At 34.0% G+C, this 12,767-nt stretch carries 14 protein-coding genes; 12 read left to right on the top strand and 2 right to left on the bottom strand.

What is annotated here, in order from left to right:
- The 11 genes from SPJ17_RS00590 to SPJ17_RS00540 form a co-directional block, all read left to right on the top strand.
- Positions 1-380, top strand: a 380-nt coding sequence (locus SPJ17_RS00590; protein WP_321091720.1) for a hypothetical protein, incomplete at its 5' end; no start/stop codon positions are given.
- Between the two features lie 346 nt (positions 381-726).
- Positions 727-1,173 (top strand): hypothetical protein, encoded by a 447-nt coding sequence (locus SPJ17_RS00585; protein WP_321091718.1) that lies wholly within the window; start codon positions 727-729, stop codon positions 1,171-1,173.
- A 9-nt stretch (positions 1,174-1,182) separates the two neighbouring features.
- Positions 1,183-2,256: a transcription termination factor NusA gene (nusA, locus tag SPJ17_RS00580; protein ID WP_321091716.1), complete on the top strand. Its 1,074-nt coding sequence runs from the start codon at positions 1,183-1,185 to the stop codon at positions 2,254-2,256.
- Positions 2,256-2,516 (top strand): YlxR family protein, encoded by a 261-nt coding sequence (locus tag SPJ17_RS00575; RefSeq protein WP_321091714.1) that lies wholly within the window; start codon positions 2,256-2,258, stop codon positions 2,514-2,516. The genes nusA and SPJ17_RS00575 overlap by 1 nt, the downstream gene beginning before the upstream one ends.
- A gap of 1 nt (position 2,517) precedes the next feature.
- Positions 2,518-2,805, top strand: a complete 288-nt coding sequence (locus tag SPJ17_RS00570) for a ribosomal L7Ae/L30e/S12e/Gadd45 family protein (protein WP_321091711.1) — start codon at positions 2,518-2,520, stop codon at positions 2,803-2,805.
- A gap of 10 nt (positions 2,806-2,815) precedes the next feature.
- Positions 2,816-4,654, top strand: a complete 1,839-nt coding sequence (gene infB, locus SPJ17_RS00565; protein ID WP_321091708.1) for a translation initiation factor IF-2 — start codon at positions 2,816-2,818, stop codon at positions 4,652-4,654.
- A 1-nt stretch (position 4,655) separates the two neighbouring features.
- A complete protein-coding gene (gene rbfA, locus SPJ17_RS00560; RefSeq protein ID WP_321091706.1) occupies positions 4,656-5,048 on the top strand; it encodes a 30S ribosome-binding factor RbfA in 393 nt (130 codons plus the stop codon).
- Between the two features lies 1 nt (position 5,049).
- Positions 5,050-5,898 (top strand): Mrp/NBP35 family ATP-binding protein, encoded by an 849-nt coding sequence (locus tag SPJ17_RS00555; protein ID WP_321091704.1) that lies wholly within the window; start codon positions 5,050-5,052, stop codon positions 5,896-5,898.
- 196 nt (positions 5,899-6,094) lie between these two features.
- Positions 6,095-6,808 (top strand): helix-turn-helix transcriptional regulator, encoded by a 714-nt coding sequence (locus SPJ17_RS00550; RefSeq protein WP_321091701.1) that lies wholly within the window; start codon positions 6,095-6,097, stop codon positions 6,806-6,808.
- A gap of 127 nt (positions 6,809-6,935) precedes the next feature.
- Entirely contained in the window at positions 6,936-7,958 is a 1,023-nt protein-coding gene (locus SPJ17_RS00545; protein WP_321091699.1) for a phosphate acetyltransferase, read from the top strand.
- Between the two features lie 68 nt (positions 7,959-8,026).
- Positions 8,027-9,082 (top strand): NUDIX domain-containing protein, encoded by a 1,056-nt coding sequence (locus tag SPJ17_RS00540; protein WP_321091697.1) that lies wholly within the window; start codon positions 8,027-8,029, stop codon positions 9,080-9,082.
- Between the two features lie 40 nt (positions 9,083-9,122).
- On the opposite strand, the gene SPJ17_RS00535 is transcribed toward SPJ17_RS00540, so the two are convergent.
- Positions 9,123-9,806: a phosphoribosylaminoimidazolesuccinocarboxamide synthase gene (locus SPJ17_RS00535; protein ID WP_321091695.1), complete on the bottom strand. Its 684-nt coding sequence runs from the start codon at positions 9,804-9,806 to the stop codon at positions 9,123-9,125.
- 152 nt (positions 9,807-9,958) lie between these two features.
- Positions 9,959-10,951 (bottom strand): LacI family DNA-binding transcriptional regulator, encoded by a 993-nt coding sequence (locus tag SPJ17_RS00530; protein WP_321091692.1) that lies wholly within the window; start codon positions 10,949-10,951, stop codon positions 9,959-9,961.
- A gap of 317 nt (positions 10,952-11,268) precedes the next feature.
- Between SPJ17_RS00530 and SPJ17_RS00525 the strand changes: the two genes are divergently transcribed.
- The coding region (locus SPJ17_RS00525) for a hypothetical protein (protein ID WP_321091690.1) at positions 11,269-12,767 on the top strand (1,499 nt) is incomplete at its 3' end.

The following is a 12,767-nucleotide window of genomic DNA, read 5'->3' as shown; positions in this document are numbered from 1 at the left end:
CATGCAAAGAAGATTGTAGTAACGATATAACCCCCTGTATAAGTCAATTAACGGATGTAAAGCTATGGAAATATGACATTAAAACTGAGCAACTATCCTTAATAAAACAATTTAATGATTATACAATCTTGATTTCCTTTGATGATAACAATTACCGTTATTATTATGATGGAAAACTATATTCAAATGATATAGAGGTGGAAGATGCCCCAAAGATAGAGGTAGGTAATATGTTCACGTATTATACTACTAAACTCGACCCACATTTAACTCGAGAAGAAATCCTAAAATCGAAAACAAATATAGCTTATATATCTGGTGAATTTTACGTAATTCATGAAGATATTAATAGCGATTTAGAAGAGTTTCATTGGCCTTGAAAGAATAAGTGGCTAGATAGGGACCAAAAAATCCCCCTAGATTTTGATGGCTAATAGTCATCCCCCAAAATACTGACATTTCTAATAAAAAACGCTGATAATTCTATCCATAAATAGATATAGTTTGTATATTTAAGCTTTGGTACAAGAGTAATCTCTTGCAAACTATACAAACGCCTATTTAGTATATTTACCAACTTTTTGTTTGAACTTATCAAAATCTTTTTAATCAAATTAAGTAATTTACTTGATTTTTCATCAGTTTTCTATATAATAGAGATATAGGCGTTAAAGAGAGGTTTTTACCTCTCTTATTTATTTCTTATTTTGGAAACGGAGGGAATTTATGGATTTACAAATAACAAAAACCATTCTAGAGCCTTTTTTGGAAGAACATGGGTTAACATTTTACGATGTTGAGCTTGTTAAAGAATTTGGCTATCTTATCCTAAGGGTTACCTTAGATAGAGAAGGTGGAATCGATGTAGATACCTTAGGCTTAGCAAATGAATATCTATCCGAACGTATTGATGCATATGATAGTGATATGCCTGAATACATGCTTGAGGTTTCATCCCCAGGTGCTGAAAAGAAGCTTAGGAATGATAAAGAAATTCAAGATGCAGTAGGTGCGTATATTCATGTTGAGGTTGAGGGTATGGTATACGAAGGTGAGTTAGTTGAAGCCCTAGAGGATTCCGTTACCTTAAAGATTAATATTAAAGGAAGATTCAAAAAAATAAATATTAAGAAGGAAGAAATCAAGCTTATAAGGCTTGCAGTAAAAATTTAGGAGGAGAAAATGATTAACAAGGCTTTTTTTGAAAATGCTGAAGAGGTTGCAAGTGCAAGAGGTATTACTGTTGAGGAGGTTTATGAGGTATTCAAGAAAGGATTAATGAATTCCTTTAAGAAAATGTATGGCAATTCCTCATGCGAAATTATTATTGATGAAGGTCATCATGAAATTAAAATGTATTCCCTACATGTTGTTGTTGAAAATTATTCAGAAGAGCTTGAAGAGGATGCAATGGCAGAAATACTATTAGAGGATGCGAAAAAGATTAAGGCATCCTATAAGGTTGGAGATATTGTTAAGCAAGAGGTTAACATCAAGGATTTCAGCCGTACACAGATTTCTGCTGTAAAGAGTGTTTATACACAGGGTGTTAGAACAAAGCAAAGAGAGCTTGCTTTTGAACACTTTAAGACACTTGAAAATGAAATGGTAATTGCTGAGGTTAAAAATATTAACGATAAGTTCATTACACTTGATTTAGGAATGGGTGTTGTAACTAGCATTTCTTTAAAGGAATTATTACCTAACGATCATCCTTTCATTGGTGAAAAGATGAATGTATATATCCGCAAGGTTGAAATGACGACTAAGGATCCTAAGGTTAGTGTATCTCGTACGGATAGAGCATTAGTTATCCGTTTAATGGAAAACTTTATTCCAGAAATCAAGAGTGGAATTATTGAAATTAAGGGTATTGCAAGAGACCCAGGAGATCGTTCTAAAATCGCATTATATTCGAATGACCCTAAGGTAGACGCAATTGGTTCTTGCGTTGGTGAGGGAGGATCTAGAATCCGTGATATCGTTAATGCATTAGGCGGAGAAAAGGTTGATTTATATAAGTGGAGTGAGGTTCCTGAGGAATTAATTTCTAATTCCTTACAGCCTGCAAATGTTACTAAGGTTTTATCTGTTGATCCTAAGACAAAGTCATCTGTAGTTGTAGTTCCTAATGATCATTTATCACTTGCTATTGGTAAGTCAGGACAAAATGTACGTTTAGCTGTACAGTCCTGTGGATGGAAGATTGATATCATGCCTGTTACTGAAGCATATGAGAAGGGACTATTAATCTAATGAAGGAAAGAAAGCCTGTTTTACGTACCTGTGTTGTTACAAAAGAGGTATGTGAAAAGAAGGATTTAATCCGTGTTGTAAGAACCCCTGAGGGCAATGTAATTGTCGATACAAAGGGTAAAGCAAACGGTAGGGGCGCATATCTTAAGCTAATGAAAGAGGTTATCTTAAAAGCAAAAGCAAGTAAAGCCTTAGATAAGAAGCTTGAGGTTAGTGTTCCTGATACAATTTATGATGAACTTTTAGGACTATTAAAATAGTATGGATAAGATTTTATCGAATTTAGGATTATGCGCAAGAGCAAGAGGCTTAGTCGATGGAACAGATATCGTTTGTTCTTTAATGGCTAACAACAGAATATACCTTGTTTTTCTTGCAAATGACGCATCAGAAAATACAAAGAAAAAGATTCGCAATAAGGCGAATTATTATAACGTGGAGGTCCAAGAGAGCTATTCCTCAGAAGAACTTTCATCTGCCATTGGTAAGGTTGGCCGTATGGTTGTTGGAATTAGCAATGAAAGCTTTCTGAAAATTTTAAAGAAATAAGGTGATTATTGTGGCTAAAAAACCGAACAATAAAAAAGAAGTAAGAACTTCAAATATCCCGCCACAAAAGGGTAAGAAGAAGGACTTAGAAGAAAAGGAAAAGGGAATATTAACCTATAAGCCTGATATGACTGTTGCAGATATTGCATCTGGCATGGGTAAAAGTAATAGTCAGGTCATAATGAAGCTTATGCAGCTAGGTATTATGGCAAGTCAAAATCAAACTGTTGATCGAGAGACGATTGAGCTTGTCGCAATGGATTTTGGCTTTGAGGTTAAGGATGAGGTCATCACAGATGCTGCAAGATTTGATGAAATGGTATTTGAGGATGATGAGGCGGATTTAGTTTCCCGTCCGCCTGTTGTTACCATTATGGGTCACGTTGACCATGGTAAAACAACATTGCTAGATACGATTCGTAATTCAAGAGTTGCCAAGGGGGAAGCTGGTGGTATCACACAGCACATTGGTGCATACCAGGTTACCCATGAGGGCTTCTTAATTACATTTATTGATACACCAGGCCATGCCGCATTTACACAAATGCGTGCTCGTGGTGCTCAAATTACAGATATCGTTATTTTAGTTGTTGCAGCTGACGATGGTGTAATGCCTCAAACAGAGGAGGCCATTGCTCATGCTAAGGCGGCAGGATGTCCTATTATTGTTGCTGTAAACAAGATGGATAAGCCAACAGCAAATATGGATAGAGTTAAGCAAGAGCTTGCCAATTATGATTTACTAGCAGAGGATTGGGGTGGAGATACCATTTTCTGCCCAATTAGTGCACTTAAGGGTACTGGTGTTGAGGATTTACTAGGCATGGTACAATTAGTTGCTGAAATGAAGGATTTAAAGGCAAATCCAAAGAGACTTGCTATGGGTACAGTAATTGAAGCACAGCTCGATAAGGGCAAGGGGCCTGTTGCTACATTCTTAGTTCAAAACGGTACACTAAAGATTGGTGATTGTGTCGTTGTAGGTAACACCTGGGGTAAGATTCGTACAATGGAGGATGACCATCATTCTCGCTTTACTGATGCAGAGCCATCTAAGGCAGTTGCTGTAACTGGATTAGCTGAGGTACCTATGGCTGGTGATAAGTTCATGGTATTTGCAGATGAAAGAACAGCAAGGGAAACTGCAGCTATTCGTCAACAAAAGGCTAAGGCCTTAGAAAATTCTTCAAAGAAGGCTGTTACTTTAGAGGAATTATTCACTCAAGCCGATCAGGATAAGGAAAAGATCTTAAACTTAATCATTAAAGGTGATGTTCAAGGCTCCGTTGAAGCCCTTAAGGCTTCCTTAGAGAAGATTCAAATGGATGATGTTAAGGTAAATATCATTCGTGCAACTGTAGGTGCTATTACAGATACAGATGTATCCTTAGCTGAAGCATCTCATGCGATAATTATCGGCTTTAATGTAAGACCTATGGCTCCTGTACGTCAGGAGGCTCAAACGAAGGGTGTTGAGATTCGTCTATACAATATTATCTATAAGGTAATTGAGGAAATTGAAGCTGCATGTAAGGGACTTCTAGATCCTGAGTTTGAAGAGGTTGTAACTGGTCAGGCTGAGGTAAGAAGTGTATTTAAGATTTCTAAGGTTGGTACAATTGCAGGATGCTATGTTACCGATGGTGTAATTGAAAGAAATTCTTTGGTGCGTATCCTAAGAGATGGTGTTGTTGTTTTCGAAGGAAAGATGGCATCCCTAAGAAGATTTAAGGATGACGTTAAAGAGGTTAAATACGGCTTTGAATGCGGTATTGGCATTGAAAACTATAACGATATTAAGGAAGGCGATGTAATCGAGGCTTCCATTATGAAGGAGATTCCAAGATAATATGGGAATTAGTTTAGCAAGATTAGAGTCCAATGCATTAAGAGAGCTTGCTTTAATCCTAAGACAGGATGCCAAAAATAAGCATTTATCTAATGTAACTGTGACAGAAGTAAGAATAACAAATGATTTGTCTTATATGACGATTTATTATACATTCTATCAAGGAAAAGAAGAGAATTACCAAAAAGCACTTGAGGATTGTAAGGGATATTTAAGAAGTACTCTTGCTAAAAAATTAAACGCAAGAAAAATGCCTGAGCTTATCTTCAAAAGAGATACTTCCTTAGATTATGGTAATCATATCAATGATTTAATCGTTGGTATTCATAAGCATGATAAGGAACTTAAGGAAAAGCAAGAGGCTTTAGGAATTAAAGAAGAAGAGGAAAAGTAAGATGTCGGATTGTAATCACAATTGTGATGGATGCACTGCATCCTGTGATAAAAATAAATCCTTACTAGCAAAGGCTCCTAAGGATTCAAATATCAAAAAGATTATAGGTGTAGTTTCTGGTAAGGGTGGAGTAGGTAAATCTATGGTTACATCCCTAATCGCAACAGAGCTTGCCAAGGAAGGCTATAAGGTTGGTATCCTAGATTCTGATATCACAGGCCCATCCATTCCAAAGGCCTTTGGTGTAACAGAATCCATTCATGGTACTGAGGATACTATGTATCCATCAAAATCTAGCCTTGGAATTGAGGTTATGTCTATTAATTTAATATTACAAGATCCATCTACTCCAGTATTATGGAGAGGACCTGTAATTGGAGGTGCCATTAAGCAGTTCTATTCCGATACCTGCTGGGGCGATTTGGATTATTTATTTGTAGATATGCCACCAGGAACTGGTGATGTTGCATTAACAGTATTCCAATCCATTCCAGTGGATGGTGTAATCATTGTATCAACACCTCAGGATTTAGTTAAGATGATCGTTGGTAAGGCAGTAAATATGTGTAACCAAATGAACATTAAGATCATTGGTTTAGTAGAGAATATGAGCTATATGGAATGCCCTTGCTGTAAAGAAAAGGTATATCCATTTGGTGATTCAAAGCTAGAAGAGGTCGCCTTCCATTATGACATCCTACCACTTCAAGCATTACCTATTAATCCAAATTACGCAAAGCTAGTAGATGATGGTAAGATTGAAGCTATTGATACATCCTTTATTAAGGATACTGTTGAAGCAGTGAAAAAGTTTGGCGTAAAGCACTTAGATAGAAATATCGTAAAGTAATAATATTAAACCAAATCGTTTGAATTTAGATTGCACAAAAATGTGCAGTCTTTTTTCTTTGGGTTATTTAAAATATAATAAAAATAACGTAAAATATGGCTGTGCAACCAATAGTTGCGTAATATTCAAACCAAAATTGCTAGCGCAACCACTACATTTTTGTTAAATTATGGCTAGAAACTAGGAGGAAGAGTTTATGAATATTGAAACTGCAAACAGATTATATGAATTAAGAAAAAAGAATGGATTATCCCAAGAGGAGCTTGCCGATAAGCTTGGTATTTCAAGGCAGGCTGTATCGAAATGGGAAAGAGCGGAAGCATCCCCGGATACAGATAATCTAATATTACTTGCAAAGTTATATGGTATTACCTTAGATGAATTATTAAATACAGAGGATGCAAAGGATTTGGCTATGGAAAATCAAGAAAGTGGAAAGCTAGAAGAAGTGACTGAAAATAAGAAAGAAGAACCTAAGGAAAAGCAAAAAGAAGAAATAAAAGACGATGATGATGAAGAATTATCGCCAAAGAATAAAATGATATTAGATGTTTCATCTGGTGTTATTGCAATATCCTGTGTTATTGCATTCTTCATACTAGGCTTCTTACTTCCTCATGGTATTGGTTGGTCATGCTATTGGGTTGTATTCTTATTAATACCTATTTTGATATCTTTAATTGAAGCAATATTAAAAAGAAGAATGACGAAATTTTCATACCCTATAGTAGTTGTATTCGTTTATTGCTTCTTGGGTATGAGATTTCATGATTTGACATATACATTATTTAATGTAGAATTCACTGGATTTTGGCATCCTATGTGGATATTGTTTTTAACAATTCCTATCTACTATATGATTGCAACGCCTATAGATAATTACGTTCATAAAGAAAATATTTCAGAATAATACCCTAAAGTATGGGTATTTTCTTTTTAAAAGCATTTCACATAAAAATGATTGTGACTTTTATTGACTTAATTGTTAAAAAAGCATAAAATAACCTGTGGTATAAGTAATATTAGGAGGAATAAACATGAGTATGTTTGATAAGCTTTTAGCGAATTTAAATGCTAAGAGAAAAACTATCGTTTTTACAGAGGGTACTGATGCAAGAATTTTATCTGCAGCTGACCGTCTATTAAAGGAAGACTTAATGAATGTTATCCTTTGTGGTAACGTTAACGATGTAGCTTTAGCAGCTAAAGAAGGTGGCTTTGATGTATCAAAGGCTACAGTATTAGATCCTTTAGCATATGATGGATTTGAAGCCATGGTAGACAAGATGGTTGAATTAAGAAAGGGTAAGATGACAAGAGAGGATTGTGCATCTAGCCTAAAGAAATCTAATTATTTTGGTACTATGCTCGTTAAGATGGGATATGCAGATGCATTACTTGGTGGTGCTACATATTCTACAGCAGATACAGTAAGACCAGCACTACAGCTAGTAAAGACTAAGCCAGGTGCAAATTTAGTTTCTTCATCCTTCATCCTATTCCGTGAGAAGGATGGCAAGGAGGAAAGAATTGCAATGGGTGACTGTGCAATTAATATTTCCTATGAGGATACAATTGATAAGGTAACTGGTGAGGTTAAGGTTACAGCTGCATCTAAGCTTGCAGAGGTAGCAGTTGAGACTGCAAAGACAGCTGCATTCTTCGGTATTGACCCAAAGGTTGCTGTATTATCCTTCTCTACTTACGGTTCTGGTAAGGGCGGTACAGTTCAGCTATCTCATGATGCAGTAATTGAAGCAAGAAAGCTAAACCCAGAATTAGTTATCGATGGTGAATTCCAGTTCGATGCTGCAGTTTCTCCAGTAGTTGCTAAGACAAAGTGCCCAGATTCTAAGGTTGCTGGTCAGGCAAATACGTTCATCTTCCCTCTAATTGAGGCTGGTAACATTGGTTACAAGATTGCTCAAAGATTAGGTGGATATGAGGCATATGGTCCAATTTTACAGGGCTTAAATGCTCCAATCAACGACCTATCTCGCGGTTGCAATGCTGATGAAGTTTACAAGATGGCAATCATTACTGCAGGTATGGCTGAATAATGAATGAATAAACCTCTTCGGAGGTTTTTTCTTGCTTGTGTTTTATAATAATGAATTGGAGGCTATATATGAGAACCTTAAAAATTATTCATGAAGATTTTGAAAATCAAATTGATACTTTACGTCACGCATCTAGAGGGATTGTTGTAAAGGATAATAAAATATTACTCATTTATGTTGGTATTAAGGGGAACTATATGATTCCTGGTGGTGGGAAGGAAGGAGTAGAATCTATTCGTGAAACCTGTATTCGTGAGCTTCGTGAAGAAACAGGTACCTTAGTGAGCCCTAAGGATTTCTTTTTGGATGTAGAGGAATACCTTCAAAACTCCTGCTTTATTCACCATTGCTTCATTTGTAATATTGAAGAGGATCATTTGCCTTTAAATCTTACAAAAGAGGAAATAAAGGCAAAATGTGAGCCTAGATGGGTAGATTTAAATGAAGCCTTAAGAATATTTGAGGGCTATTCGGATTATAAAAATAAGGATATAGAAATCTATGGCTTATATAAAAGAGAATATTTAACTTTAAAGGAATATTTAAGGTATAGTGGGATTATGGATACCCATAATTTCTTAAGAAGATATAATCCAATAAATGATCAGGAAAAAGCGGATTTAGAATATATGCTATATATGCATGATAAGCTTGGGGATGAATTGTTTTCTAGAACATCCCTTGCTACTCATTTTTCCGCATCCTGTTGGATTACAAATAAGGATCATACAAAGGTTTTATTAAATTATCATAATATATATAAAAACTGGGGATGGCTTGGAGGGCATAATGATAACGATAAGGATTTCTTGAATGTAGCTTTAAAGGAAGCAATGGAGGAATCTGGTTTATCCGATATTAAGGTACTTGCCGAAGACCCTATTTCTATAGAGATTTTACCTGTGACCTATCATTATAAAAATGGGAAATTTGTATCTAGCCATACCCATATGAATGTAACCTATTTATTTGAAGCAGATGAAAAGGAAGAATTAAGAATAAAGCCAGATGAGAACTCTGGCTTAAAATGGGTTTTCTTAGAGGATGTAGTAAAGGTAGTTAAAGAAGAAGCAATGCTTCCTATTTATATGAAATTAAATGATGCTTTAAAGAAAATAGGGTAAAGAAAAAACCAGCAAATCGCTGGTTTTTATTATGCTTAAATTACTTTCCTAGGATAACCTTAGTTAATTCAATTGGATTCATGATTTCATTTCCTCTATATACTCTCATGTTTCCTGATGCAATTTCATCAATTAAAATAACTTCATTGTTGTTGTAACCGAATTCAAACTTAATGTCCCATAAATCAAGACCCTTTGTCTTTAAGTCATCAGCAACAATCTTAGTGATAGCTAAAGTTTGAGCCTTCATGGATTCAAACATTTTCTTATCCATGATACCTAAAACCTCTAAGCCCTCAGCAGTTACAAGTGGGTCACCTAGCTTGTCATTCTTGAATGTACATTCAACATAACCATTAGGGAATACAGTACCATTTTCAACGTATTCGCCATATCTACGAATGAAAGAACCAGTAGCTCTAAGTCTACAAATTACCTCAAGGCCGTGACCAAATACCTTTGCAGGTAGAACCTCCATTGTAGCATTATTAACGTCTGCAGAAACATAATGTGTCTTGATTCCAGCCTTCTTGCATAGCTCGAAGAAATGAATTGATGTTTCTAGATTTCTTTTACCAATACCATCAATCTTTAAGCCAACAGAATTCTCACCTGGGTCAAATACTCCATCCTTTCCTGTACAGTCATCCTTAAATTCTAGTAATACATTACCATTTTCTAAGGAATAAACGTTTTTTGTTTTACCTTCATAAATCTTTTTCATTTTCTTTTCCTTCCTTTATAAAGATTCCATAAATATTTTAGCAATTTCTTATGCCTTATGGTATATTTTTTTTATTCGTGAGATATAAAAACGTTTTACAAAAAAGAAAGAAGAAAAAATGTCCAGCAATTGTATTTGCTGGCCATATTTTCCTATTCATTATCTTTTCTTGGAACAGAAACAGAAGAACGTACGATGATATCACCATCAACGACAATTCTTTGACTTGCTCTATTCATCATTAAAGAGGTTAAAAGATAATATGCTCTTTCACCAATTAATTCTAGATCCTGTCTTATTGTTGTTAGAGGTGGCTTAATATATCTTGAAATTTCAAGATCATCATAGCCTGTAACAGAAATATCCTTAGGTACAGTCATATGGAATCTTTCAATACCATTAATGAAGCCTACCGCAATAATATCGGATGAGCATACTACGGCAGTAACATCTCTTTGAGCGAAAAATTCACTCGCCTCAAAGCCAGAAGCCTCAGAGAAGGAACCATAGAATACATATTCTGGATTATATTCGATATTATTCATCATTAGACCAATGATATATCCTGCATATCTTTCATTCGCCACAAAGGATTGCTTATCCGCATGGATAAAGCCAATCTTTTTGTGCCCACTTTTTGCAAGTAGTGTAACTAATCTTTGAATCGTATTAATATTATCATTTGTAATGGTAGATACCTTTTCACCATTTAAGATATTATCATATAAAACCGTAGGTATCTTGGTTGTTTCCAATTCCTTAAAGAAAGGAGAAGTATAATTTAGACCAACAATGAATGCACCATCATAATTGTTGTTTATCATAAATTTTTCATAGGATGGTGTAACATCAGAGATTGGTCTTGTAATTGTTTCAAAGTTATTTACTCTTGCAGCCTCAGCAAATGCCAAAGAAAGAGGTATAAAGATATTCGACTTTGAATCAACTGCATTGTCAAATAATACGCATAGTCTACGAATGGATTTTACCTTTAATCTTTCATCTCTAGATTTGTATCCATTTTCCTTTGCATACTTTAAAACCTGTTCTTTTGTTTCTGGAGATACATCAAATCCACCATTCAGTGCCTTGGAAACAGTAGACACAGATAGGTGTAATGCATCTGCAATATCTTTTATTCGCATAGTAATCACCTTCAAATACATTATACATAAATTTCGTTTTAACTACAAGAATTTTCGAAAAAAACCGAAATTCTTTCGGAAATGTTTGAACACTTTTGAAAGTTCAAATGTTTTCCTTGTAATGATTTATAAAAATGAATCTGAGATTTAAGAACTAGCTCCTTAAAATAACATAGTATATATATTTCAATAATAAATAAATGAAATGAAACCATAGAAAAGTATTCATTTTACACAATTTTCTTCCCTTAGTATTTTAATTATTTTATATTCAGGTTATAATTTAATAAATACAGTGTAGAAAGAAGATGAATAAAATGTCAGTAACTCTAAATCAAGGCTTGAAGCCTTATCAAGAATCTATTACTCATGAAATAGGTTCATTAAAAACTATAGTAAACCTATGCCCATCTGCGTCTAATATTATAGTAGAAATCCCTCTTTTTAAGACATTAGGCGTAAGTGTTATGTCCCCTTCTTTAATCTATAATTATCAATTAAGAGGTAGTGGAGGAATATTTAGGGGAGTTAAATTCAACTATTTTTCAACTCTATATAAGGATGGAGATAATTTCTATATTACTAATCCTGACGGAACTATTGATTTTTATAATGGGTATAATACTATAAATCCTGAAACAAATTCATATGTATACTATTCCTATGCTGGCAGGGATTATTATATCTTAAAAGATAAATATGATAATAAAATAGAATACTTAGATTATAATTATAGCCTACCTTATCGAATTATATATAAAGATGGAACTACACTTACAATTACATCATCTTCAAATATTCCATCTAAAATAACGAATTCTTGTGGAGATGAAATATTATTTTTATATAATGGCTCCTATATAAGTCAAATTCATTATAAAAAGAATAATACCATTCTTTATAAGGCATATCTCGAATTAACAAATAATAAATTATCTAGTGTGAATATAAAAAAAGTAGTAGATAGTGATGAGACTATTATCGCTCATTACACCATTACTGAATCAAGTAATACATTAAGTGTTAAAGATGAAATCTTAGCTTATAGCTATACCTATACATTTAATAATGATAATCAAATTACATCTTTTCACGATTCCCATTACCCAACCAAGATAACGAATATCTCTTATAGTGCTACAACCACGACTGTAACAGATATCTTTGGTAAAGTAACGAAATATTATTTTAGTAATGGATTACCTACAATGATATATGATGATCTAGGAGTGATGCATGAAAAAAGATATGATTATCTAACAAAGAAAATCAAAGAAGAAAATCAGTATCCCCTATTAAATCCAAAGCCTAATTTACTTCCTGTAAGTATGAATGGATTTAATACATCAAATGCCTTTTTTATAACATCCTATAGTGAAACAGATTCTAATTATAGCTTTATAACAAATAAATATAAAATTACAGGAAATAATGGTAGTGCTTATTATTCCATAAACGCTTCTGGTTCCTATAATGATACTATACAGTTCTTGTTTTATATAAAGGTATTGAGTGGTGGTACTTCTAATTATTTACATGTTCAAATGATGATTGGAAATACCCCCACAACAAGAAATATTGACCTAAATTATACGGAAGGATATAAGCTAGTATCCTTAGAATTAACTGCAAAAAAAGATTTTACACACATTTATTTAGATTTTATTGGATATGGTATAGTGGCAGTAGTAGGAGGACTTACCGTAACCCGAAACACTGGATTAAAGACATATACCTATACCAATTCTAATTTAACGAATTATGAATCGAAATATTATAAACAGGATATGAATTATGATAATAATTTAATATCCTC

This window comes from Anaeroplasma sp., from assembly GCF_034179385.1.
Taxonomy (GTDB): Bacteria; Bacillota_I; Bacilli_A; order Acholeplasmatales; family Anaeroplasmataceae; genus Anaeroplasma.
Note: the sequence above shows the minus strand (reverse complement) of the source record. Positions and strands in the feature narration are given on the sequence as shown.

Excerpts from the sequence above, each read along its gene's own strand:
- SPJ17_RS00585 (WP_321091718.1), top strand. The coding sequence starts at position 727 with ATGGATTTACAAATAACAAAAACCATTCTAGAGCCTTTTTTGGAAGAA.
- nusA (WP_321091716.1), top strand. The coding sequence starts at position 1,183 with ATGATTAACAAGGCTTTTTTTGAAAATGCTGAAGAGGTTGCAAGTGCA.
- SPJ17_RS00575 (WP_321091714.1), top strand. The coding sequence starts at position 2,256 with ATGAAGGAAAGAAAGCCTGTTTTACGTACCTGTGTTGTTACAAAAGAG.
- SPJ17_RS00570 (WP_321091711.1), top strand. The coding sequence starts at position 2,518 with ATGGATAAGATTTTATCGAATTTAGGATTATGCGCAAGAGCAAGAGGC.
- rbfA (WP_321091706.1), top strand. The coding sequence starts at position 4,656 with ATGGGAATTAGTTTAGCAAGATTAGAGTCCAATGCATTAAGAGAGCTT.
- SPJ17_RS00555 (WP_321091704.1), top strand. The coding sequence starts at position 5,050 with ATGTCGGATTGTAATCACAATTGTGATGGATGCACTGCATCCTGTGAT.
- SPJ17_RS00550 (WP_321091701.1), top strand. The coding sequence starts at position 6,095 with ATGAATATTGAAACTGCAAACAGATTATATGAATTAAGAAAAAAGAAT.
- SPJ17_RS00545 (WP_321091699.1), top strand. The coding sequence starts at position 6,936 with ATGAGTATGTTTGATAAGCTTTTAGCGAATTTAAATGCTAAGAGAAAA.
- SPJ17_RS00540 (WP_321091697.1), top strand. The coding sequence starts at position 8,027 with ATGAGAACCTTAAAAATTATTCATGAAGATTTTGAAAATCAAATTGAT.
- SPJ17_RS00535 (WP_321091695.1), bottom strand. The coding sequence starts at position 9,806 with ATGAAAAAGATTTATGAAGGTAAAACAAAAAACGTTTATTCCTTAGAA.
- SPJ17_RS00530 (WP_321091692.1), bottom strand. The coding sequence starts at position 10,951 with ATGCGAATAAAAGATATTGCAGATGCATTACACCTATCTGTGTCTACT.